Source organism: Bacillus sp. SRI_025, assembly GCF_057592095.1.
Genome location: NZ_JBYEGB010000001.1, coordinates 438618 through 461491, shown reverse-complemented (window position 1 = coordinate 461491; position 22874 = coordinate 438618). Strand labels below are relative to the sequence as shown.

Sequence of the window (22874 nt, the reverse complement as noted above, 5' to 3'; positions counted from 1 at the left end):
AAATTCAGACTGATTTTTGTCCGTCTTTTGGCCTTTTCATTTAAAGGATAGGTAGGCAAAAAAGCCTTTTGATTAGAGGAATTTGGCATACGAGGAAGTGAAAGATTATGTTACATAATACCGATTGTGATTTTATGCTGAACAGATATACTGTTGATTGAATTTACATATCACACTCATAAAAAAAGGAGATGTAGATAGCGATGTGGTTAATCGTTATAGCCTGTGTCATCATGTTAGGGATTGGCTTTATTGAAAAGAAGCGTCATCAGAAAAATATCGATGCCCTGCCGGTGCGCGTCAATATTAATGGTATTCGCGGAAAGTCTACCGTCACAAGATTGACAACCGGTATCTTAATGGAGGCAGGTTATAAAACTGTCGGTAAAACAACGGGAACGGATGCAAGAATGATTTATTGGGATACGCCAGAGGAGAAACCGATTAAAAGGAAACCGCAAGGACCGAATATCGGAGAGCAGAAGGAAGTTATGAGAGAAACAGTTGAAAGAGGAGCAAATGCCATCGTCAGTGAATGTATGGCGGTAAATCCAGATTACCAAATTATCTTTCAGGAAGAGCTGCTTCAAGCAAACATTGGCGTAATCGTAAACGTTCTTGAAGATCATATGGACGTCATGGGGCCAACACTTGATGAAATAGCAGAAGCCTTTACAGCGACAATTCCTTACAATGGACACTTGGTTATTACGGATAGTGAATATACGGATTTCTTTAAAGAGATTGCGAAAAAACGCAACACAGAAGTCATTGTTGCAGATAATTCCAAGATTTCCGATGAGTTTTTGCGGAAATTTGAGTACATGGTTTTCCCAGATAATGCTTCACTGGCACTCGGTGTTGCCCAAGCATTGGGGATTGATGAAGATACGGCATTCAGAGGAATGTTAAATGCGCCGCCTGATCCAGGAGCGATGAGAATTCTTCCATTAATGGACGCGAAAACACCTGGACACTTTGTAAATGGATTTGCGGCAAATGACGCATCCTCTACATTGAACATTTGGAAGCGTGTGAAAGAAATTGGATATCCAACAGATGAACCGATTATTATTATGAACTGCCGTGCAGATCGAGTAGATAGAACGATCCAGTTTGCGGAGGATGTACTTCCTTATATTGAAGCAAGTGACCTTGTCTTAATTGGTGAAACAACAGATCCAATTGTGAAGGCATATGAGGAAGGGAAAATTCCGGCTGACCACTTACACAACCTTGAATATCAATCTACAGAACAAATTATGAATATGCTTGAGAAAAAGCTTCATAATCGAGTGGTTTATGGAGTCGGCAATATCCATGGTGCCGCTGAACCGTTAATCGAAAAAATTCAAGAATACAAAATTAAGCAGCTTGTCAGCTAGGAGGAAATATAGAAAATGTTCGGATCAGATCTTTATATCTCGTTAATTTTAGGAGTTCTACTCAGTTTAATCTTTGCAGAAAAAACAGGAATCGTACCAGCTGGACTTGTTGTCCCAGGTTATCTAGCGCTCGTATTTAACCAGCCAGTCTTCATTTTAGTCGTCTTATCTGTCAGCTTGCTTACGTATGTGATCGTTCGTTTTGGCTTATCAAAATTCATGATTTTATACGGACGCAGAAAGTTTGCTGCGATGCTGATTACAGGGATTGCCTTAAAACTGATATTTGATTTCTTCTATCCAGTCGTCCCATTTGAAATAGCAGAATTCCGCGGAATTGGAATCATCGTTCCTGGATTGATTGCGAATACGATTCAAAAGCAAGGTCTTACAATTACCCTTGGAAGCACGTTACTTCTAAGTGGTGCAACATTTGCCATCATGTATGTTTACTATCTATTTTAAGATAAGGTGTGTCCAATGATGAATAAAAAATTGAGCTTTCAGGAAAAGCTGCTGAAAATCACAAAGAACCAAAAGAAAAAGACGAATAAACACGTACTCATTGCTTTACCGATCGTCATTGCTTGTACATTTCTATTTACGTTTATCGGGAAAGCACAAGTGCCCACTGTACAAAAGAATCCAGAAAACATCCTGACCGCTTCGTTTGTCGGTGACATTATGTTTGGAAGAAACGTAGAGAAAGTAACAGACCGCTATGGTAAAGAGCATCTCTTTCGCTATGCCAAGCCATATTTTGATGTGTCAGATTATGTGACAGGAAACTTTGAGCATCCAGTCGCAACAGATAAAGAACAGGCAGCCCAAAAGAACATTCATTTAAAAACAGATGAAGATTCTGTCCAAGCATTGAAGGATTTGAATTTCTCTGTCTTAAACTTTGCGAATAACCATGCGGCAGACTATGGTGAAAAAGGGCTGAACAATACAATCGATGCCTTTGAACAAACTGACATGGATTATACAGGCGCAGGTCGTAACCTCCAAGATGCGAAGCAGAACATTTCATACAAAGAAGTAAATGGTGTCAAAATTGCTACGCTTGGTTTTACAGATGTGTATGGGAAAGATTTCAAAGCAACGAATCGCCAGGCGGGTATTCTGCCAGCCGATCCATCTATCTTTATTCCGATGATTTCGCAGGCTGCTGAAAAGGCAGATATTGTCGTTGTTCATGCTCACTGGGGACAGGAGTACAACAATGAAGTAAACGACAGGCAAAGAGAATTGGCAAGAGCGATGTCTAAGGCCGGAGCTGATATCATTATCGGTGCTCACCCACACGTCCTTGAACCAATGGAAGTCTATAACGGAACGGCGATTTTCTATAGCCTAGGCAACTTTATTTTTGACCAAGGCTGGTCAAGAACACGTGATTCTGCACTTGTTCAGTATCATCTGAATGAAGATGGAAAAGCGACATTTGAAGTTGTCCCAATGTACATCAAAGAAGCAACACCTGCTCCAGTAAAAGCAGGATCTCTTGAATCAAAAGCGATTATCCGTATGCTGACCAATGGAACGAATGCGGATTGGAAAGAAAAAGACGGACACATTTTCTTTGAAGTAGATCACGCTGATAAAGTTAAAAACTTAAAAGAAAACGGAGGGAAAGAGAAGAAATGAAATTCCTAAAAGCAAGCTGGCCGTTTGTTGCGTTAATCTTAGTCTTTGTCTTTATGTCTGCTTTTAAATTTAGTGACAGTCTGACAGATCACGAAAAACAAAAGATTTCGGTTGAAATGCAGAAAATTGAACAGCAAAAGCAGTCAAAAGCGGAAGCAGGTAAATAACCTAAATAGGAGAAAGGGCACGCACATCGCGTGTTCTTTTTTTGTCGAAAAAGGGTGTAAAATGAATGGTGTCATGCCGAAACTATAGAAGATAGGAGGGAAAGGATCATGAAATGGAAAGGAATGTTGATCGGAGGGTGTGCGCTTGTAGGGCTGATGTTCATGTCTCAACCAGCGGTATCTGCTCAAACACCATCTCTTTTGGAGCAAGCGGAAAAGCTCATTGGAACACCTTATCATAAAGGAGGAACCGATCCAAAAACGGGCTTTGATGCATCTGGGTTTATTCAATATGTGTACAAGACATCCGAAACATTTGATTTGCCGCGGAAGGTAATTGACCAATATCAAATTGGAAAAAAGGTATCATGGGATAAAGCGCAGCCCGGTGACCTTGTGTATTTCCGAAGTCTTGAAGAAACGAAGGATATCCCAACACATGTGGCGTTGTACGCGGGGAACGATCAGGTCATCCATATCACGCTTAGTCAAGGTGTGGTGAAAACGGATGTCAGCAAAAGCAAATATTGGACTGATCGATTTTATGCGGTCAAACGCTTGCCCGGCACACAAGACATTTCTGATGACCCTCTTGTGAAAGATGCGATGACCTATTTGGGTATTCCTTATGTATTTGGAGGAACCGATCCAAAGACTGGATTCGACTGCTCAGGATTTTTACAGTATTTATTTGAAAAATCACTTGGTATTTATTTACCTCGAAGTGCTGAACAGCAGTGGACTGTTGGAGAAAAAGTAGCATTAGACGATATTCGCCCTGGGGATTTTGTCTTTTTTAGCAACACATATAAGCCAGGAATTTCTCATGTAGGTATGTATATTGGAGGCGATCGCTTTATTCATGCGAGCCGTTCTGAAAGTGTGACAATTTCTTATTTGTCTGAGTCGTATTGGCGCGAGAAATGGACAGGTGCGAAGCGATTAACAGATCTGGAGCTGTCGAAAGAGGATCCTATCGTATCAAAAGCCGCTACGTATATTGGCGAAGTCCCTTATGTCAAAGGCGGTACGAACCCAAAACAAGGATTTGATACAGCAGGGTTTACGCAGTACGTGTATCAAGAAGTGCTTGGCATTGAGCTGCCTCGCTATGCATCAGGTCAAGTCAAAGCAGGTACGCCTGTGAAACGTTCTGAGCTTCAGCCGGGAGATCTTGTCTTCTTCAGCGGGACATCATTGATGCCGGCAATTTATGCAGGATCAAATCAAGTCATTCATGTGACTGTCTCAAACGGTGTTGTCTTAACCAATATGAAAACAAGTACGTACTGGAAGGACAAATATGAAACGGCTGTTAGAATCAAAAAATAAAGAAAAAGCCCGATCAATACTTGGATCGGACTTCTGGACTTCTCTATAGGCGCTGATCAGACAAGCGTCTTTTTTTCATGGAATTGATTTTGTAAAAGAAGATCAATAAAATAAGCGACACCATCTTCATGATTCCCTTTTGTGATGTAAGTGCTCTTTTCTTTAATGACATCAACCGCATTCCCCATTGCAATGCGGTGGCCTGCTTCTTCGAACATAGAAAGGTCGTTTGGGCTGTCACCAATTGCATAAATATGTGAGCGGTCTACACCATAATGGGCTGCGAGTTTTTTCAGGGCATGTCCTTTTCCAGACTCTTTTGGCAGCACCTCAATAATATGTTTTCCAGACGAGGTCAATGAAAGCTCGGGCATGTCTGCCAGAAGATTTCGTGCTTCAGTCAGTTTGTTCATATCAAACGAGAAGCAGAGTAATTTATAGGTCGATTCATTCGACTCAAAAATCTGACGGATATCATCCACTGGTTTGATGCCAAATTGTTTAAATTGCGTCATGGCTCCCTCCCATAGATCAGCGAGATCCTCATTTGGGTTTGCGCTTTCGATCAGATCAAATTCTGCTTTCAGCTTCTCTTTTCCATCGTAAGGGGAGAGGAGAGCATCGTCTGTATAGACTTCAAAGTAAATGTTTCGTTCCACTAATGCCTTAGCAGCGCGCTTGCCCGCTTCTTGGTCCAATGTGATTCGGCTGAAGAGCTCGTATCCCTCTGTATGGACAGTCCCGCCGTTTGCCGCAATAATGGGGATGTCCAAATCGCCAAGCAGCTCCTTTACATCAAAAGTTGCCCGCCCTGTACAGATGGTCACAATATATCCAGCTTCCTTCGCACGAATCAATGCCTCTCGGTTTTGAGCGGATATTTCACTTTTTGTATTTAAAAGTGTACCGTCCAGATCAATCGCAATCATTTTTTTCATCGCTGTCAAATCCTCCTTCATTCATGCAATAGCCTCTTCAAAGTATGTACGATTTCCTTTATTCTCATAAAAAAAGGATGGTTGTTTCCTCACTATCAAGGCTAAACAAAAATGAGCGAATGATCAAGGAAATAAGAAAAAGCGCCCCAAAGGGACGCTTCTATTTATGATAATTCAAGCTGCTTTTTCAATTCAGTCTTCACTTCGTTCAGCTGGTTTTGATCCAATTGGTAATAATAAACCCCGTTTGGCTGGTAATCAGATCCTTTAAGCTGGATGGTATCAACCGATTTCAATGAAGTCAGAAGCGGGAAAAGACCGACTAACTCCTTCATAGAAAGGGTGGTTGACACATTATCACCGAGTGTATCAATGATATTATCGTATGACGGAATAGATGTTAAAGATTTTGATTTATCAAAAATGGCTTTTAACACTTCCATTTGACGCTGTCCACGCATTAAATCACTATCTGCTTTTCTTGTTCTCACATATGCGAGCGCTTGATCCCCATCTAGTGTATGAGTTCCAGTTTGAAGCACAACTTTGCCTTTTGTATCTTTTTTAATCTGTTTCACAAGGTAATCATCCTTGATGTTAATAGACACACCGTTTAATTCATTGACGATTTCTTTAAATGCTACAAAATTACTTTGGATGACAAAATCGACCGGAATATCTAGTAAATCTTCAACTGTACTCACTGTTAAATCTGCACCGCCAAATGCGTGTGCGTGAGTAATTTTATCAAAACCGTGGCCTGGAATATTAACGTATGAGTCCCTAGGAATGCTTAATAATTTAACGGTTTTATTTGTGCGGTTAATGGTAGCCAACACCATTGCATCGCTTCGTGCTTGTTTCACTGTTTCGCCCGGTCTGCTGTCAATTCCAAGCAGCAAGACAGAAAAGCTGTCTTTTCCTGGATCGAATGCTTCAATCCGTTTCACTGATTGTGCGCCGCGATCAAGAGATACTTGAGCCTTTTTGGCAGCATTTGTTATTTTGTAGTAGGCATAGCCTGTGACTGAAGCAGTTGTCAGTAAAAGAATACTAATGATAAAAATAGTGACTTTCACCCATGGTTTTAAACGCTTTTTTCCTTTGCGTTTACTTCGTGATTGATCCATATATTTTAAACCCTCGCTATGATTTTATAGTAAAGATGTCCTTCTTTATGCTTACAAACTAAAACAAATATACCTTAAAACGGGATATAGTGCGACATTTTTTTCACTAACGCTTAATTGACGTATCCTTCTCGTAAAAAGTTTCAAAGATATACAAATGAAATATATTTGTCATAAAACATCGAAATGTTTGAAATGACAGGAAGTGAGGAAAATGATTTTTCATAGAGTACAGAGACAAAAGTGGGGTTATGAACATGAAAAATCGGAATGGATGGCTTTATTTCTTCGGCGCCCTTGGCGGTGCTTTATATGGCTATGATACAGGTGTCATCTCCGGCGCCATCTTATTTATGAAAGAGGATTTAGGTTTAAATGCATTTACAGAGGGGCTTGTCGTCAGCTCGATTTTAATCGGGGCGATGCTCGGTTCCTCTCTTTCTGGAAAATTGACAGACCAATTTGGGCGGAAAAAAGCCATTATCGCCGCAGCGATTTTATTTATTATCGGCGGATTTGGTACAGCTCTTGCCCCGAATACGGAAGTGATGGTCTTATTCCGAATTGTACTAGGGCTCGCTGTCGGGTGCTCGACAACGATTGTTCCATTATATTTATCTGAACTTGCGCCAAAGGAATCACGGGGGGCACTATCCTCATTAAACCAACTCATGATCACATTTGGTATTCTTCTAGCCTATATTGTGAACTACGCTTTAGCGGATGCAGAGGCATGGCGCTTGATGCTTGGAATTGCGGTTGTTCCTTCTGTTCTTTTGTTATGTGGGATTTTGTTTATGCCGGAAAGTCCCCGCTGGTTGTTTGTCCACGGACAGGCTGATCGTGCGAAGGAAATATTATCTAAACTCAGAAAAAGTAAGCAAGAAGTGGAAGAAGAAATTTCAGATATTCAAAAGGCGGAAAGTGAAGAAAAAGGCGGTTTTAAGGAATTATTTGAGCCATGGGTACGCCCAGCATTGATTGCCGGTGTCGGCTTAGCCTTTTTGCAGCAGTTTATCGGTACAAATACGATCATCTACTATGCACCAAAAACATTCACAAGTGTTGGCTTTGGGAATTCTGCGGCGATTTTAGGCACTGTCGGAATTGGTGCAGTGAATGTCATCATGACGTTTGTTGCCATCAAAATCATTGACCGTGTAGGGCGTAAAGCGCTGCTCCTATTTGGGAATGCAGGAATGGTCCTTAGTTTAATTGTCCTGTCAGTGGTCAACCGATTTTTCGAAGGGTCAACAGCTGCAGGATGGACAACCGTTATTTGTTTAGGTCTCTTTATCGTCATCTTTGCTGTCAGCTGGGGGCCAGTCGTTTGGGTGATGCTTCCAGAGCTGTTCCCAGTACATGTCCGAGGAATCGGTACAGGCGTTTCAACTTTCCTTCTTCATACAGGAAATTTAATCATCTCGCTTACATTCCCAGCTTTATTAAGCGCGATTGGTATCAGTAATCTCTTCCTCATCTATGCGGTCATCGGCGTAGGCGCCTTCTTATTTGTGAGGTACTTGGTGACCGAAACGAAGGGGAAAAGTCTTGAAGAAATTGAAGAAGATTTAAAAAAGAGAAATCGTGCCGTCGCAGGTGACGAAGGGAAAACAGTGTGAACAATGACCAGCTGCCGTATGCAGCTGGTTTTTCTATGTTAAACAAACGTTTAATCAAGAAAGGACATTCCCTCATCTTCTGAACGTGCTTCCTATCACATACATATGGAACAGGCGGGCGAAAGGTGGAAATGAGATGAAAGGGAAAACAAGCATTGTCATGCTGACGTACAACGAACTGCATTTAACGAAAACATGTATCGAAAGCATTAAACAGCATACGAGCAGCGACCAATATGAACTCATCATCGTTGATAATGCGTCAACTGACGGCACGAAGGAATATGTAAGAGAGCTGGATGATGTGATTTTCATTGATAATGAAAAGAATGAAGGCTTTGCAAAGGGATGTAATCAAGGGGCAAAAGAAGCTTCAGGAGACAGCATTCTCTTTTTAAATAATGACACGATCGTGACGGAAAATTGGCTTCCTCCATTAAAAGAGGCGCTATTCGCATCAGAACAGATTGGGATGGTGGGGCCAGTCTCCAATTATGTGAGCGGACCCCAGATGGTCCAGCCGTCGTATACAGATGTGAAGGAGCTCCCAGCGTTTGCTAAGGAATATACGTCTAAGAGAAAAGATCAGAGAACTTATGTGCACCGGCTTGTAGGGTTTTGCTTGCTCGTGAAAAGAAAGTTGATCGAGGATGTGGGGTTATTTGATGAGCGGTTCGTATATGGATCATTTGAGGATGACGATCTTTGCTTACGTTCATTACTGAAAGGATATCAGCTGCAAATTGTGCATGATTCCTTTGTGCATCATCATGGTCATGCTACCTTCAATGCCAATCAAGAAACGAACATCTCTACACTGTTTACTGAAAACAGACTTCGATTTTTAGATAAGTGGGGCATAGATCTAAATTTGATCACCCCTCATCCGTATTTTGCGGAATTACTCCCTGAGGACGCTGCATGTGTGCTGGATGTTGGGTGCGGCGCAGGGGCAACCGGGCTTGAATTGATGAACCGGCAGTCTGTAACCATGTACGGGGTAGAGGAGGATGCATTAAAAGCAGCGGTCGCAAAGGCGTATTACGAAGAAGTGATTGAGGCAAATGCAGATGAATACCCATGGTCAGAGAAAGAGGCCTTTTTTGATGCGGTCATTTTTTCAGATGTTTTAGAGCATGTGTCAGACCCTTGGCACATCATTGAGCAAGCACACGCATCTTTAAAGCCAGGCGGTGTCATCATTTGCTGCCTGCCTAACATGATGCATGCAGAGGTGCTTCTTCCTTTGATGACAGGGGACTTTACGTATCAAGATGTAGGAATTTTAGATCGAACCCATATGCGGTTCTTCACACCAAACACCATGCGTGCGCTTTTCCCAGACCAATTGTTTGAACGTGTGATCGAGCAGCGGGTCAATGTACAGATTGATCAAAACGTTCAATTGTTTTTTGATGAGGTGGCAAGAATAGGAACATCACTTGGCTTTCAAACAAAATCGTTGTCTGACCAAGTGACTTTGTATCAGCTTCTCATTGTCGTACGTAAAAAAGGCGGCTCCCCCCCATCGGGATAACCGCTTCAGCGTGTAGCCAAACCCTCGCATTCGGTGTCAGGTCTGCGCTCCGGTGCTCGTCCTTCCTAGGGCTGCAAAGGTTTTCTATCACGCTGAAAAGAAGACAAAGGGCTAAAATCAAGATCATTTTAGCCCTTTGTCAACAGTATGAGGGCGGCCCCCCACCGGGATAACCGCCTTTTGGCATTACCATTTAAAGCTTTTTGTTGCGCCTTCTGCACCAAAGTTCAAAATGCTGACTTTGACATCGTAATCGATGGCTGCTTCTTGGAATAGCCTATCCCACTCGGTACCGTGCTGATCCCAATAGTCGGGATATTTCATACGGAACTGCTGGTTTAAAAATATGGGATCAACGCCGACTTCTTTTTGCACATGATTTACTGCTTTTTGAATGCGTTCTTTAATTTTATGAGCAAAGATACGCTCAAATCGTTTGATGTACTGCTCATCGAATGAGTTTTCAGGAGGATATTGATCCTCAGACAATTTTCCATTTGTTTGTATGCTAATTTTAAAGGATACCTTTCCGTCTTTCAGATAGGGCTTGACCTTAGTTTTTGCTTTTTTTATTTCATACGTGATCGGATAACCTTTGTAGGTGGCAGGTACAACGCCGCCAGTGATACGGCCCATTACCCAGTTTAAAGATTGGACATCTTTTGCTGGGATAAAACCAATCAGCTTTCTCGTTTTCCCATGTATGATTCCTGCCCCATCATAAATAATTTCACTGTTGATCACATCTACACTTTGTACGAGGAAGCTAACGCCCATCTGAAAGTAATCAGACGACCGGCCTATACGTGTTGGCGGTGCGATCTTCCCGTTAAAGCTTCGGTTTTTGGATGTTTCAAAGATATGCTCAACCGGTACCTTCTGTTGAGACTTTAACTTTTGATTGATGACTTTTGACGCATCTCCTCGTGACACGAGGAGATAGCTGCTGCGCCGAACCTCATCATCTCGAATAAAATGATTAAGTGTTCCTTGAATATCGTGATGCTCTGCTTGATTTCTGCCAAACAAGAAGATTTTCATGTGATCACTATAGATCGGCGGGTCCTTCAAGGCGACATTACTGACAGCCTCAAGCACATTTTTTCCTTTGGAGACAACATTCACATAGCCGGGAGAATCGGCTTCTTGTGTTCCACTTGATTTCGGTACAAGGTTTTGGTAGGTCAGCTTAACTCCATTGTCATCTTCCTCATCAATACCAACCCCGCGTACAAACGATAGTTTTTCAATATCCTTTAAGTCCCAGCAGCCTGCTGATAGAAGGAAAAGACAGCAGGAAAAAAAGAATAACAGTATACGCCTGCCTCTCATGTAGAACGACCTCCCCATTTTTTGCGTATCATCAGCAGGATAGCAGTAATAAAAGGAATGGCTAAAACCGCAAACAATGCGTAGCCGAGTAAAGTAGAGTAGTAAAAGACTTCATTGATATTTCTAGGGAAAAGTGAGAGTGCTGATGTAATCAAAAATAACAGCCATAACAGTCTCGTTATATTGGTTGTTTTAAAAACAGTGAAGCAGCCTTTAATCGCAAACTGGAAAAAGCCCAGCATACAAATGAACTGCTGGCACGTCCAGATCGTCAGTAAGAAAATATCAAATCGTTCGATAAACACTCCTTCAAGTTCAAGCGCTTGAATGAGGGAAACTGTTGGCCAAGTGAGAGATTTCGTTTCACCAACGGTCATGGAGCCAATCACTATAAAGAGTGTGAGGGAATATACAAGAGAAGTAATTCCAACCCCGATTGCAGCCGCCCATTTTGCCTTAGACCATTTGTCTTTATAAATGAGCGGGACAACAAACAAAATCACTTCAAAGCCTGTAAATTGAATAAAGGTTTGAGAGAAAAGGTTACTAAAATCTTTAAAACCATGCGCCATCACAGGGCGTAAATAATCAAAATCAAATATTTTTAAACAAAACAGCATGAGCGCTATGTAAATGACCATGGTGATCGGATAAATATAGGTCACCATTTTGACGACTGGAAAGATACCGCTTTTCAAATGATAGATCGCCACGAGTAAAAAAATCATCACAATCACGGTCATGGGAGTTGATTGCAGCAGGAAAAACTGAACCACTTCCCCAAGGACACGTGCCTCAAAGCCGACAATGCCTAGTAAATAGGCGATCAGCATTAAATTAAAGATTGTGCCAAAGAATGCGCCCGCTCCTTTTGTATTTGACTCGAAAATGGTGTCTGGTGCATTCTTTTCGGCAATCCACCCCAACAAAAAAGCAACGAAAGCAAAGATGACGCCCTGTAATAATACAATGATCCAGCCATCAGGGAATCCTGAATTGGCAGAACTGCGTGGAATGGTTAAAATTCCAGCGCCTATCATTGTAGAACTGCACAGAATGGTGACTTGTAACAATGATAGCTTTTCAGGTCTGTACATCGTTTAATCTCCTTGTCTTCTGAGGTTTTTTATTTTTGCTGTTTTTGGTCTGGATTTAAATAGCCCGATTGGTAAACGAACGTACGTATCCTTTAAATCTGAAAACGGTGAAGACAACACAGGTGTGAAATAGTCAAAACCAAAGGTCTTTAACTGCATCAAGTGACAAAGCACAAATAAATAACACATGATTAAACCGTATAATCCAAACAATGCCGAACTAAAAATGGCCATAAACCGCAAAATACGCAGTGGGAAACTAAAGTCATATGACGGTGCCGTGAAGTCAGCCAGTGCGGTCAGCGACACAATAATCACCATTAAGGCACTGACGATATTGGCTTGGACAGCTGCCTGACCAATAATAACCCCGCCAATGAGCCCAATTGTCTGTCCGATGGCTCTTGGAAGCCGTAGTCCAGCTTCCCGCAGCAGCTCTATCGTAAAAGACATGAGAATGGCTTCGACAACAGGAGGGAAGGGAACATTCTGCCGGCTGCCTGCGATGGTGAGTGCCATTCTTGTCGGTAATAAACCGGGATGATAAGAGACAAGTGCAATGTAAAGCCCGGGTAAAAAAATCGTGAGCAGCACGGCAATATAACGAAGTAAACGCAAAAGAGTCGCGCTTGTCCACCTCTGATAATAATCCTCTGGTGATTGCATCAAAGCTGTAAGTGTCATAGGTAAAATGAGGGCAAAAGGAGTCCCATCGAGCAAAATCGAGACTTTGCCTTCAAGCACAGATGCAATCACCCGGTCAGGACGTTCTGTGTTTTGAATCTGTGGGAAAATGGAGATGTGACTGTCCTCAATCAACTGTTCAATATAGCCGGTTTCAGGGATGTCATCCATTTTGATTTCGGCCATGCGTGATAGAACATCTTCTACTAGTTTAGGGTCAGCAATATCACGAACATACACAAGAGCAGCGGATTTTTTATTGCGAGTACCGATACTCACCTTTTGAATCACAAGATTTGGGTCGTTTGCCCGTTCGCGGAGTAAAGCCGTGTTTTTTTCAAGATTCTCAATAAATCCGATCCGTGGGCCTCTTACAAGAACTTCAGATTGCGGCTCTTCTACTTCCCTAAATTGAAAAAGATTTGTATGGAGTGCAAGTGCTTGAGCCGCTCCATCTACAAATAAAATAGCCCTGCCGCTATATAACTGCTCGATGGCAAGGTTCATATCATCCAGCACATCACTTTGAATGCCAAAGAACGTTTTTGAAAGGGAGGAAAGTGTAGTAGAATCAACCTCAGTGAGGTCCAGTTCCTTTTGCATTGGTGAAATGATTTGCTTAGAAAGTAACTCAAATTCTGTGAGTCCTTCAATGTACACGAGACATGCAGACATAGTGGAAGGACCAAATGAAAAAGAGTGGAACACGATATCATCACTTCTTCCGGCAAAGCTTTTGACACGCTTAATGACGGACGCTATATCTTGTTCAATACGACTTTTCATAATACCTCACCCTCATCACATGTTTTTTATAGAGTGACTCGGAAGGTGGAGAATTATACAAATAGAAAAAAGAGAATCCCGGATAGGAATTCTCTCGTCTTTTTATCTTGCAAGCCAGCCGCCATCAACGGCTAAAATATGACCGTTCATATAATCAGAAGCAGGTGAGCTAAGGAAAACAGCAGCACCTGCTAGATCCTCAGGTTTTCCCCAGCGCCCGGCGGGAATTCGTTTGAGAATCTCTTCATTTCGATTTTCATCGTCACGAATGGCTTGTGTGTTATTGGTCGCAATATACCCAGGCGCAATCGCATTCACTTGTATATGCTGGCTCGCCCATTCGTTGGCAAAAGCTTTCGTCAGCCCTGCGACAGCATGCTTGCTTGCTGTATAAGCGGGGACAAAGACGCCGCCTTGAAACGATAGAAGGGAGGCGATATTGACGATTTTCCCTTGCCCGTTTTTCAGCATCTGCTGTCCAACCTTTTGCGTGAGGAAAAAGAGACTGTTGATATTCACATCCATGACCGTATGCCAATCTTCCTCTGAATAGTGAGCCGCCTGCTCTCTTTTAATGGTTCCAGCATTATTGATTAGAATATCAATCGTGTGCTTTTTTAATATGGCGTCAACATCCTGCTTTGCAGTTTGAGGATCGGAAAAGTCAACCTGAACCGCATGAAATGATCGGCCTGCCTGTTCGACAAGTGCCTTTGTTTCTTCAAGCGGTGTGTGGTGATAAGTGCCGATGATATCTGCACCTGATTGGGCAAGCGCCACGGCAATGCCTTGCCCAATGCCGGTTCCAGGACCTGTCACAAGGGCTGTTTTTCCTTTAAGGGAAAAGAGGGACGCTGCATATGATGTTGTCATCATCCTTGTTACCTCAACTGATCCATTGGGACAAAGTCCATATCTTTGAACGTATAGTTTTCGCCCGCCATTGCCCAAATAAATGAATAATTCGCTGTGCCTGAACCTGAATGGATGGACCAGGCAGGTGAAATGACTGCTTCCTCATTTGCCACAACAAGATGCCTTGTTTCAGAGGGCTCCCCCATAAAATGAAAGACTCGTGCATCCTCTTCGATATCAAGATATAAGTACACTTCCATCCGGCGATCGTGAATATGTGCAGGCATCGTGTTCCACGTGTTATTGGTTTCCAGTTGAGTGATTCCCATCATGAGCTGACAGCTTTGGATGCCGTCTGCATGGATGACTTGATACAGGTTTCGTACGTTGGAGGCAGCTGCTTCCCCTAAGTGGTTTGGTGTTAATTCAGCGATGGCTGCTTTTTGCGTAGGGTACGCTCTATGAGCCGTGGCTGAAACTAGATAGAACTTGGCCTGCTCTCCTGATGAACTAGCAAACTGTACATCTTCGTGACCAAGACCAATATATAAGAAATCTTTATGCTCCAGCACAAAGGCCTCACCATCAACAGTGACCGTTCCTTGTCCGCCGACATTCACAATCCCGATTTCACGTCTTTCAAGAAAATACTCCGTCCGTAAAAAGTCCCCAGCATCTAGTGTGATCGGCTCTGCTGCCGGCATGGCTCCGCCAATCACCACACGGTCTTCATGAGAGTAATAGAGCTTTAATTCACCACTGACAAATAGCGTAGGAATATGAAAATGACGACGAAGTTCCTCGGTTGTAAAACGTTTGACCTGTTCAGGATGTACAGCATAACGATTTTCCATTTGGATAAGCCTCCCTTTCCATCTGAAACAAATATTGATATTTATTTGGTATCGGTTTCAAGGAAAATTCTAGAGGAAAAAGAGAGCGCCGTCAACCGTTAATTTGAAATCGCTTTCTTTTTATCTGATTAGACGAATTTACGCCATCATCATGCAAAAAAATCTTCTGAAATGCCATCAATTATGATATGATCTTTTTAAGTTTATTTGAAATCGGTTTCGAACCAAATGAGAAGATCAATTGTGGGAGTTTTTTGAATGAAAGAGAAAAAGCAAACGAAAGTGACCATTAACGAAGTAGCAGCTTATGCAGGGGTCTCAAAATCAACTGTATCCAGATATATCAATGGCAGAACAAATGAAATTTCTTCAGAAAAGGTAAAAAAAATCAAGAAAGCCATTGAGGAACTCCATTATCGCCCGAGTCAGCTTGCTCAAGGACTAAAAGTCAGAAAAAGCAAGGTCATTGGGTTTATTGTAGCGGACATTACGAATCCATTCTCTGTGGCAACACTTCGCGGAGTTGAAGAGATTTGTGATGAATATGGATACAGTATCATGGTGTGCAACACAGATAATCGTCCAGAAAAAGAACGGGAAATGCTCCTTAAGCTGAATGCACATTATATTGAAGGGCTCATCATCAATACAACAGGACAGAACAATGACATTCTGGAGGAGTTTAAGAAAAACGGTGTGCCGATTGTTCTTGTGGACCGGAAATTGCCTGAACTAAAAGTCGACACAGTGACCACGAACAACCGTGATATCACAATCCGGTTGCTTCAACAAATGTATGAGAAAGGCTATGATCACATCGCATTCTTTACTGAGCCCGTCGATGGAATCAGTCCTCGTGAAGAACGAAAGGAAGCATATGAACAGACAGCTTTGAGTAAACATAAGAAGCCAATCATTGCAGAAATTGATTTAAAGCAAAAAGAACAAATGCGCGAAGAGATTGTCCGTTTTCTACAATCAAACGAACAGAAAAAAGCGATTTTAGCAGGCAATGGATTACTCATGCTGAAGCTGATTAGTGAACTTGTAGAGATTGGGATGAAGATTCCTGATGAGATCGGTATTGCAGGGTTTGATGATACAGAATGGTATAAGCTGATTGGACCTGGAATCACAACGGTTGCCCAGCCATCTCATGAAATGGGGAAAGCAGCCATGCAAAAAATCAAGACACGGCTTGAAGGGGATGAAAGTGCGCCCCAAACAATTCAACTTGATGGTGAAATCATTGTAAGGAAATCTTTATAAAGGATAGGCAGAGAAGAGTATACAGACGTGCATGCTCTCTCTTTTTCAACTGATTTGAAACCGGTACCAAGGAAGGGGAGAAATGAGTGAAAGCATTCGATGCGGTCACATTTGGGGAATCAATGGCGATGTTTTATGCAAAGGAAGTTGGGGAGCTTCATCAAGTGCATACATTTCAAAAGGCGCTTGCTGGTGCAGAAAGTAACGTGGCTGTCGGTTTGGCGAGGCTGGGTTTTCATGTGGGCTGGATGAGCAAAGTCGGAGCAGATTCACTTGGCACATTTATTTTAGAAGAGCTTCAAAAAGAAGGGGTCGATACAAGTGCAGTGCTCCGTTCAAATGATGGGTCTCAAACGGGCATCTTACTTAAATCAAAAGTGATCGATGGAGACCCTGACGTCACGTATTATCGGAAAGGCTCTGCTGCGAGCACAATGAGTCCAAGCGACTTTCCCGCCACCTATTTCAAACAGGCAGGCCACCTTCATATGACTGGTATTCCGCCTGCCCTATCCAGTGAAATGAGAGCGTTTTCTATTCGTGCCCTTCAAGAAATGAAAGCAGCGGGCAAAACCATTTCATTTGATCCAAATCTTCGGCTTCAGCTATGGGAAGAGGAGGAGGACATGATTCAGACGGTGAATCAAATCGCTTCGCAAGTGGATTGGTTTTTTCCAGGTCTTGCAGAAGGGCAAAGGCTCACGGGTTGTCACGAGCCAGAAGAAATTGCAGATGTTTATTTGCAAAAAGGCGTCAAGCTAGTGGTCATTAAGCTAGGGGCAGAAGGTGCCTTTTATAAAAGTGCAGCCGGACAAGGAATGGTGAATGGATTTTATGTGCAGGATGTCGTAGATACAGTTGGAGCTGGTGATGGATTTGCAGTGGGGGTCATCAGCGGCTTACTTGACGGCTTATCAAATGAAAAATCCGTGACAAGAGGCAATGCAGTCGGGGCACTTGCAGTGATGTCTCCTGGAGATAAGGATGGACTGCCTACCCGGGAGGAGCTTCAAGCTTTTATGAAAGAAGCCAAACGATATAAAAGGCGGGATTACATGAAAGGGGATGAGAGATATGGGGAAGTCAGCAAGTTTGAGCGTTAAAAAGCAGCTCGCGTCTTGTAAGTTGATCGCAGTGGTGAGAGCGGGTAGTGAAAGAGAAGGCATTGAAATGATTGAGCGTTTAAAGAAAAAAGGGGTCCGTGCCATTGAAGTGACGTATACCACGCCAAATGCTGAACGCATCATCGCATCCTTTCAGCAGGAGCAAGACCTCATTGTAGGAGCGGGAACGATTACGACACTGGAGCAGGCACAATCAGCTGTTGAGGCAGGCTCACAGTTTATCGTCAGTCCAGGATATCTTCCTATGATTGGAGAACATCTCTCATTTTACGACACACTCTATGTACCAGGGGTTCTCACCCCAAGTGAAATCATGCAGGCGAAAGCAGATGGCTACGGCTTGCTCAAGCTTTTCCCAAGCGGCTCCTTCGGTTTATCCTATATGAAAAACCTGCAAGGTCCATTTCCAGAGATTGAATTTATTCCTACGGGTGGCATTCATCCAGCTGATGTTCCGAAGTGGCTTAAAGCAGGCGCGGTGGCTGTCGGTGTCGGAAGTCAGCTTGAAAACAGTACAGCAGAGGAATTACAAGCCGTTCTTTCCTCATAAATACTTGTAAAACGAACAAACAATTGGCTCATAGATGCCGGTTGTTTGTTCGTTTATCTGACATAATAGCAGATAACCATTCAACTCTTCACGTACAATGATCGGGAAGGAGTGATGGAAATGTATATTCTACAAGATGAACTTACGGATGGACGAATTGATCAGCTGATTACTGCACATATAGAAGAAATGAAGGTGCATTCGCCGCCAGAAAGCATTCACGCCCTTCCATTAACTGATTTAAAAAAACAAGATGTCACCGTGTGGAGTGTGCGAGATGGAGAGGAGCTTCTTGGCTGCGGAGCGTTAAAGGAGCTGTCAAGTGAACATGGGGAAATCAAATCGATGAGAACTGCAGCCCTCCATATGCGGAAAGGTGTAGCGAGGTATATGCTGAATCATCTTCTCCAAGAGGCAAAACGGCGCGGGTATACACGTGTCAGCTTAGAGACAGGGGCAATGGCTTTCTTTGAACCAGCAAGAAAACTATATGAAAGCGCTGGCTTTCAGTATTGTCCGCCTTTTGGTACATATCAAGAAGATCCAAACAGTTTATTTATGACAAAGGAATTATAGAGGTCGAGAGAGTATGCTTATAAGCAGCTCTTTTTTTATGCGGAAATAGTGAAAAGGAGGAGGATACGGTGAAATTATCTAAGTGGATCGGAATGAGCGCATTTCTCACATTTTGTGTGGTATCTGTCATCTTTTTAACGTTATTAGGTCAAGATTTATTTAAAATTGAAAGCGCTTCCGATAAAACAGCGTCAACGTATCAATACCATTTTGTCCTTGTACCGGAGGAACTTGATAACGAATATTGGCAGCTTGTACAAAAAGGAGCTGCTGATGCGGCAGACGTTCATCACGTGTATCTAGAATATTTGGGCCCTAAGCAAGCGGATGTCGACGATCATCTGAAAACCATCGATATGGCGATCGCTGGGCATGTTGATGGCATTATGACGCAGGGACTTGATGCGAAAAAATACAAACCGCTTTTTCAGAAGGCGAGGGAAAAAGGAATTGATGTCGTCACCGTCGATACGGATGCAGAAGGGAGCAAACGTCAAGTGTATGTAGGAACGGACAATTACTATTCAGGCTTTATCGCAGGGCAGGCACTCATCGCAGATACAAAAGGTGAACAGTATGTAGGAATTGTCACAGGCAGGCTGGATGCCATTCATCAAAAGCTGCGCGTCAAAGGCTTTCGAGATGCCGTCTCCGCTGAAAAACGCATTCATATTGCTGGAATAGAAGAATCAGCCATTACGAAGTCAGGTGCCTCAGGTGCCGCTTATAAACTATTAAACGATCATGCGAAGCTCACCGCATTTTATGGCACAAGTGCATTAGATGGTGCAGGCATCATTCAAGCAATCGCACAGTATCAATCATCCACTGATTTTTATGTGCTTGCATTTGACACATTGCCTGATACGATTCAGGCGCTTGATGATGGAACGATTGATGCCGTGGTCGTGCAGCACCCTTATGAAATGGGCTATCAAGCGGTTGAATCACTTGTTCGTTTGCAAAAAGGTGAAAAAGAAGAACCGCTTCAGTACACGGGAACGAGTGTGATCCGGCGCGGGGATCTGCCTCTTCAGCAAACAGACAGAAAGCAGGGGATGCAGCCATGAGAAAGATTCGAAGTAAGCTGTTATTGGCATTTTTAATCCTTGTGCTTCTTGGCAACGTAGCCGCTTTTTTTGTCTACTGGAGCAGTTCAAAAATCACATCAGAATATAGCAGGAGCTTCCGTTCTTTTCTGCTGCTCAATGATATATCGACAGAAGCGAAAACGATGTATGAAAAAGTCAATGCCTATGCCATTGAAAAGGATCGGAAGTTTGCCAAAGAATACCTTACGTCAAAACAAAAAATGAAATCCTACGATCAAGCGCTGCGAAAGGATGCCGGGCTTCATGCTGCGATTCCATCGATTGAAAAATATCAATATATGATACGGACGCTCATCAATGAAAGTGATGCGACCATGACACATGTAAAAGAAGGGAAAATCGAAGAATATGCTGCAAGTGTGAAGGAAGTGAGAACCGTCTCCTCCTATATACAAGAGCAGACGATGACCCTGCTTGATGATGAATTATCTGAATATCAAGTACTCTATCAATCTCTTCAAAAAAGGCATCAAACCTATGCGCTCTTTACCTTGTGTCTATTTACGTTATCAATCGGGCTCGCATTATGGATGGCTTATATGATTGCTGGCGGGATATCAAGACCCATCGTTCATCTGTCCCGAAGCGTAAAAGAAGTATCAGAAGGAAATTTTGATGGAGCGAATTTGCATGTCACCTCAAAGGATGAAATTTCTGTTTTAAATGAAGCCTTTCAGCGAATGCGGCAAGAGATGAAAATGATGATTGAAGAGATCAAACAAAAGGCAGCATTGGATCAAAAAATCAAAGACATGAAGCTAAAAACGCTGCAAAACCAAATGAACCCGCATTTTTTATTTAACACATTAAACATCGTTTCACGTATGGCTTACTTAGAATCAGCCGAAGCGACATCGAGGTTGATTCAATCCGTTTCCACGCTGATGCGGTATTCGCTGTCTGCTCTGAGTACATCCGTTACATTGGAACAAGAAGTGAAAGTGGTGAAAGAGTATTTTCATATACAAGAAACGAGATTTGCCGATCGTATTACGTGCAAAACGTCCATCGATGAATCGTGTTTATCTGTACATATCCCAAGTCTCACCTTACAGCCGCTTGTCGAAAATGCTTTTATTCATGGCGTCGAGCCAAAGGAGGAAGAGGGACTTGTCGAGCTCTCAATCTATCAAGAAGGCGGCTATGTGATGATTCGGATTCGGGACAATGGGATGGGCATCAATGAATTGGAGAAAAGAAGATTGCTATCAGAAAAAGAAGAGGAAGATCCGAACATCCTGAGTAAAGGCCACTCGACAGGAATTGGTCTTCGAAATGTGATGTCAAGACTGCGTTTGTTTTACGGGGTGCAAAATGCCCTTCAAATTGATTCAAAGCCAAACGAAGGCACCACCATACAATTGGCTATTCCGATGAAGGAGGGACCGGCATGCTGAACGTGCTGATTGTCGATGATGAAAAAATAGAACGACTAGCGATGCGGAAGTTCTTAACCGAATGGGTTCCAGAGTGTCATATAGCAGGAGAAGCGGAAAATGGAAAGAAGGCGGTTGAATTCGTGCGATCTGAGCCCATTCATCTTGTGCTCATGGATATCCAGATGCCTGGCATGGATGGACTGACGGCGATCAAACAGATCAAAGCAAGCAGTCCTCATACAAAATTCATTATGCTGACAGCCTACGATACATTCGATTACGCCAAGCAAGCGATGCAAGAAGGGGTGAAACAATACCTTGTTAAACCAGCTGATAAAGACGAAACCATCGCAGCCATTCGATTTGTAGCAGCAGAAATAAAGCAGGAGGCGTCTCAGCGGCAGGCGGCAGCGGCCGATCAGCAGTCAAAGTGGCTTGAAGCCCATATCATGAACGGTCAATCCTATACCTCCATGGAGTTTCAACAACTATTTTCCGAATATGAAGCAGGTCTTATCATCGCGGTGCAGCGGACGGGCGGGGATCAGCTGTTGAACGATTTACAGAAATCTGCACAATTTCATACGGTGCCGGTTCAGATGGGGGGTGAACTGTTTACATGCTTCATTTATAGTCAGCAAGGACCAGGTCAGCTTAAGGCAGAGGTGCTGCAAGCCATTCGAGCTGCCATGACAAATGGTCAGCCTTCACCTGTCGTTGGCATAGGGCACCCAGTCTCAAACCCGCTTCATCTTCAGAAAAGTGCAGCAGAGGCGAAGCTTTCCTATTATCAGCGAAAAAAGAGTGGCGGCGTTGTTCGTTATGGTTTTTACCAAACAGACATAAAGCCCGGTCCATTGATTCATCTGCCGGAGCTTGCAGACAGCATGATGCAGGCGCTCGAGGAAGGGAGAAGAGAGGATGCGCTGGCTTTATTTGATGCCTTTCAATTAGAGGGAGCGACGATTTCACAGGTAAAGGAACTGCTGATTCTCTTCAAATCACGTCTCCGTACAGATCTATCGATATTGACAATCAGCACCGCAGCTGAATGCCGTCAGTGCTGTGAACACCTATTTGACGTGTATGAAGCGAGAACCCAGACCATCAATGACATTGAGCGGGCAAAACGTTACATCAAAACGCATTATTGTGAACAGATCACACTTGAGCAAACAGCCGCTTATGTTGATTTAAGTCCAACCTATTTCACAAAACGTTTTAAAGACGAGACGGGTCTGACATTTAAAGAGTATGTGACAACCTGCCGGCTGGATAAAATCAAAAAGCTCCTCAAGGACAGCTCGCTTAGCTTAAAAGAAATTACCTATCAAGCAGGATATACAGATCCTAATTACGTCAGCCGTGTGTTTAAGAAGATGGTCGGCTGTTCACCGAAGGAATATCGAAAACAGGCCGTAAAAAAATGAAGAATTTCATAAAAAAGTTCAGAAGTTTGCCTGAAAAAAAGCAAGGATCTGCCATTATACTTATT

At 42.9% G+C, this 22874-nt stretch carries 21 protein-coding genes; 14 read left to right on the top strand and 7 right to left on the bottom strand.

The genetic code is table 11. The features are described 5' to 3' along the window. The first annotated feature begins 203 nt into the window (after positions 1 to 203). The 5 genes from pgsB to AC20OE_RS02330 all read left to right on the top strand — a co-directional run bounded on the left by pgsB (position 204) and on the right by AC20OE_RS02330 (position 4534). Positions 204 to 1385, top strand: coding sequence for a poly-gamma-glutamate synthase PgsB (gene pgsB / locus AC20OE_RS02350; protein ID WP_039181962.1), 1182 nt, complete (start codon positions 204 to 206; stop codon positions 1383 to 1385). A gap of 15 nt (positions 1386 to 1400) precedes the next feature. Next, positions 1401 to 1850: a poly-gamma-glutamate biosynthesis protein PgsC gene (gene pgsC, locus AC20OE_RS02345; protein ID WP_007497520.1), complete on the top strand. Its 450-nt coding sequence runs from the start codon at positions 1401 to 1403 to the stop codon at positions 1848 to 1850. Between the two features lie 18 nt (positions 1851 to 1868). Continuing rightward, positions 1869 to 3035, top strand: coding sequence for a CapA family protein (locus tag AC20OE_RS02340; protein ID WP_106025543.1), 1167 nt, complete (start codon positions 1869 to 1871; stop codon positions 3033 to 3035). Continuing rightward, on the top strand, positions 3032 to 3202 hold the full coding sequence (gene edmS, locus AC20OE_RS02335; protein WP_087976066.1) for an extrachromosomal elements maintenance protein EdmS: 171 nt from the start codon (positions 3032 to 3034) through the stop codon (positions 3200 to 3202). The genes AC20OE_RS02340 and edmS overlap by 4 nt, the downstream gene beginning before the upstream one ends. 108 nt (positions 3203 to 3310) lie before the next feature. Further along, positions 3311 to 4534: a C40 family peptidase gene (locus tag AC20OE_RS02330; protein WP_151284870.1), complete on the top strand. Its 1224-nt coding sequence runs from the start codon at positions 3311 to 3313 to the stop codon at positions 4532 to 4534. A 56-nt stretch (positions 4535 to 4590) separates the two neighbouring features. Here the strand turns inward: AC20OE_RS02330 and AC20OE_RS02325 are convergent, their stop codons facing one another. After that, entirely contained in the window at positions 4591 to 5472 is an 882-nt protein-coding gene (locus tag AC20OE_RS02325; RefSeq protein ID WP_487268263.1) for a Cof-type HAD-IIB family hydrolase, read from the bottom strand. 164 nt (positions 5473 to 5636) lie between these two features. Beyond that, a complete protein-coding gene (locus AC20OE_RS02320; protein ID WP_151284868.1) occupies positions 5637 to 6602 on the bottom strand; it encodes an LCP family protein in 966 nt (321 codons plus the stop codon). A 257-nt stretch (positions 6603 to 6859) separates the two neighbouring features. On the opposite strand from AC20OE_RS02320, the gene AC20OE_RS02315 reads away from it, so the two are divergent. Continuing rightward, the gene (locus tag AC20OE_RS02315; protein WP_144489965.1) at positions 6860 to 8224 is read left to right on the top strand and encodes a sugar porter family MFS transporter; all 1365 of its coding nucleotides are present in this window, start codon (positions 6860 to 6862) and stop codon (positions 8222 to 8224) included. Positions 8225 to 8360: 136 nt separating this feature from the next. After that, the gene (locus AC20OE_RS02310) at positions 8361 to 9761 is read left to right on the top strand and encodes a glycosyltransferase (protein WP_487268260.1); all 1401 of its coding nucleotides are present in this window, start codon (positions 8361 to 8363) and stop codon (positions 9759 to 9761) included. 186 nt (positions 9762 to 9947) lie between these two features. Here AC20OE_RS02310 and AC20OE_RS02305 read toward each other — a convergent pair whose 3' ends face one another. The 5 genes from AC20OE_RS02305 to kduI form a co-directional block, all read right to left on the bottom strand. Next, on the bottom strand, positions 9948 to 11093 hold the full coding sequence (locus tag AC20OE_RS02305) for a Ger(x)C family spore germination protein (protein WP_047201907.1): 1146 nt from the start codon (positions 11091 to 11093) through the stop codon (positions 9948 to 9950). Further along, positions 11090 to 12190: a GerAB/ArcD/ProY family transporter gene (locus AC20OE_RS02300; RefSeq protein ID WP_106025548.1), complete on the bottom strand. Its 1101-nt coding sequence runs from the start codon at positions 12188 to 12190 to the stop codon at positions 11090 to 11092. Before AC20OE_RS02300 ends, AC20OE_RS02305 begins: the two co-directional genes overlap by 4 nt. Positions 12191 to 12193: 3 nt before the next feature. Further along, complete coding sequence (locus tag AC20OE_RS02295) at positions 12194 to 13660, bottom strand: spore germination protein (RefSeq protein ID WP_487268257.1); 1467 nt, start codon at positions 13658 to 13660, stop codon at positions 12194 to 12196. Positions 13661 to 13762: 102 nt separating this feature from the next. Beyond that, positions 13763 to 14536: a 2-dehydro-3-deoxy-D-gluconate 5-dehydrogenase KduD gene (gene kduD / locus AC20OE_RS02290; protein WP_487268255.1), complete on the bottom strand. Its 774-nt coding sequence runs from the start codon at positions 14534 to 14536 to the stop codon at positions 13763 to 13765. 5 nt (positions 14537 to 14541) lie between these two features. Next, positions 14542 to 15369 (bottom strand): 5-dehydro-4-deoxy-D-glucuronate isomerase, encoded by an 828-nt coding sequence (gene kduI, locus AC20OE_RS02285; RefSeq protein WP_041115552.1) that lies wholly within the window; start codon positions 15367 to 15369, stop codon positions 14542 to 14544. A gap of 258 nt (positions 15370 to 15627) precedes the next feature. On the opposite strand from kduI, the gene AC20OE_RS02280 reads away from it, so the two are divergent. The 7 genes from AC20OE_RS02280 (at position 15628) to AC20OE_RS02250 (ending at position 22809) form a co-directional block, all read left to right on the top strand. Next, positions 15628 to 16638, top strand: coding sequence for a LacI family DNA-binding transcriptional regulator (locus AC20OE_RS02280; RefSeq protein WP_487268253.1), 1011 nt, complete (start codon positions 15628 to 15630; stop codon positions 16636 to 16638). A gap of 86 nt (positions 16639 to 16724) precedes the next feature. Beyond that, positions 16725 to 17741 (top strand): sugar kinase, encoded by a 1017-nt coding sequence (locus tag AC20OE_RS02275; protein ID WP_487268251.1) that lies wholly within the window; start codon positions 16725 to 16727, stop codon positions 17739 to 17741. Beyond that, positions 17713 to 18312 (top strand): bifunctional 4-hydroxy-2-oxoglutarate aldolase/2-dehydro-3-deoxy-phosphogluconate aldolase, encoded by a 600-nt coding sequence (locus AC20OE_RS02270; RefSeq protein ID WP_487268249.1) that lies wholly within the window; start codon positions 17713 to 17715, stop codon positions 18310 to 18312. Before AC20OE_RS02275 ends, AC20OE_RS02270 begins: the two co-directional genes overlap by 29 nt. Positions 18313 to 18432: 120 nt before the next feature. After that, a complete protein-coding gene (locus AC20OE_RS02265) occupies positions 18433 to 18888 on the top strand; it encodes a GNAT family N-acetyltransferase (RefSeq protein WP_247543816.1) in 456 nt (151 codons plus the stop codon). Positions 18889 to 18956: 68 nt separating this feature from the next. Then, positions 18957 to 19958 carry a sugar-binding protein gene (locus AC20OE_RS02260; RefSeq protein ID WP_047201902.1) on the top strand — a complete coding sequence of 334 codons (1002 nt, stop codon included), beginning with the start codon at positions 18957 to 18959 and terminating at the stop codon, positions 19956 to 19958. Beyond that, entirely contained in the window at positions 19955 to 21397 is a 1443-nt protein-coding gene (locus tag AC20OE_RS02255; RefSeq protein WP_487268246.1) for a sensor histidine kinase, read from the top strand. The genes AC20OE_RS02260 and AC20OE_RS02255 overlap by 4 nt, the downstream gene beginning before the upstream one ends. Beyond that, the gene (locus AC20OE_RS02250; protein WP_487268244.1) at positions 21391 to 22809 is read left to right on the top strand and encodes a response regulator; all 1419 of its coding nucleotides are present in this window, start codon (positions 21391 to 21393) and stop codon (positions 22807 to 22809) included. Before AC20OE_RS02255 ends, AC20OE_RS02250 begins: the two co-directional genes overlap by 7 nt. Positions 22810 to 22874 lie beyond the last annotated feature (65 nt).

What these genes read in the sequence shown, in the direction of transcription:
- AC20OE_RS02330 (WP_151284870.1), top strand. Translation starts at nt 3,311, where the DNA reads ATGAAATGGAAAGGAATGTTGATCGGAGGGTGTGCGCTTGTAGGGCTG.
- pgsB (WP_039181962.1), top strand. Translation starts at nt 204, where the DNA reads ATGTGGTTAATCGTTATAGCCTGTGTCATCATGTTAGGGATTGGCTTT.
- AC20OE_RS02265 (WP_247543816.1), top strand. Translation starts at nt 18,433, where the DNA reads ATGTATATTCTACAAGATGAACTTACGGATGGACGAATTGATCAGCTG.
- AC20OE_RS02325 (WP_487268263.1), bottom strand. Translation starts at nt 5,472, where the DNA reads ATGAAAAAAATGATTGCGATTGATCTGGACGGTACACTTTTAAATACA.
- AC20OE_RS02250 (WP_487268244.1), top strand. Translation starts at nt 21,391, where the DNA reads ATGCTGAACGTGCTGATTGTCGATGATGAAAAAATAGAACGACTAGCG.
- AC20OE_RS02340 (WP_106025543.1), top strand. Translation starts at nt 1,869, where the DNA reads ATGAATAAAAAATTGAGCTTTCAGGAAAAGCTGCTGAAAATCACAAAG.
- AC20OE_RS02315 (WP_144489965.1), top strand. Translation starts at nt 6,860, where the DNA reads ATGAAAAATCGGAATGGATGGCTTTATTTCTTCGGCGCCCTTGGCGGT.
- AC20OE_RS02280 (WP_487268253.1), top strand. Translation starts at nt 15,628, where the DNA reads ATGAAAGAGAAAAAGCAAACGAAAGTGACCATTAACGAAGTAGCAGCT.
- AC20OE_RS02255 (WP_487268246.1), top strand. Translation starts at nt 19,955, where the DNA reads ATGAGAAAGATTCGAAGTAAGCTGTTATTGGCATTTTTAATCCTTGTG.
- AC20OE_RS02320 (WP_151284868.1), bottom strand. Translation starts at nt 6,602, where the DNA reads ATGGATCAATCACGAAGTAAACGCAAAGGAAAAAAGCGTTTAAAACCA.
- AC20OE_RS02270 (WP_487268249.1), top strand. Translation starts at nt 17,713, where the DNA reads ATGGGGAAGTCAGCAAGTTTGAGCGTTAAAAAGCAGCTCGCGTCTTGT.
- AC20OE_RS02305 (WP_047201907.1), bottom strand. Translation starts at nt 11,093, where the DNA reads ATGAGAGGCAGGCGTATACTGTTATTCTTTTTTTCCTGCTGTCTTTTC.
- kduD (WP_487268255.1), bottom strand. Translation starts at nt 14,536, where the DNA reads ATGATGACAACATCATATGCAGCGTCCCTCTTTTCCCTTAAAGGAAAA.
- pgsC (WP_007497520.1), top strand. Translation starts at nt 1,401, where the DNA reads ATGTTCGGATCAGATCTTTATATCTCGTTAATTTTAGGAGTTCTACTC.
- kduI (WP_041115552.1), bottom strand. Translation starts at nt 15,369, where the DNA reads ATGGAAAATCGTTATGCTGTACATCCTGAACAGGTCAAACGTTTTACA.
- AC20OE_RS02310 (WP_487268260.1), top strand. Translation starts at nt 8,361, where the DNA reads ATGAAAGGGAAAACAAGCATTGTCATGCTGACGTACAACGAACTGCAT.
- edmS (WP_087976066.1), top strand. Translation starts at nt 3,032, where the DNA reads ATGAAATTCCTAAAAGCAAGCTGGCCGTTTGTTGCGTTAATCTTAGTC.
- AC20OE_RS02300 (WP_106025548.1), bottom strand. Translation starts at nt 12,190, where the DNA reads ATGTACAGACCTGAAAAGCTATCATTGTTACAAGTCACCATTCTGTGC.
- AC20OE_RS02295 (WP_487268257.1), bottom strand. Translation starts at nt 13,660, where the DNA reads ATGAAAAGTCGTATTGAACAAGATATAGCGTCCGTCATTAAGCGTGTC.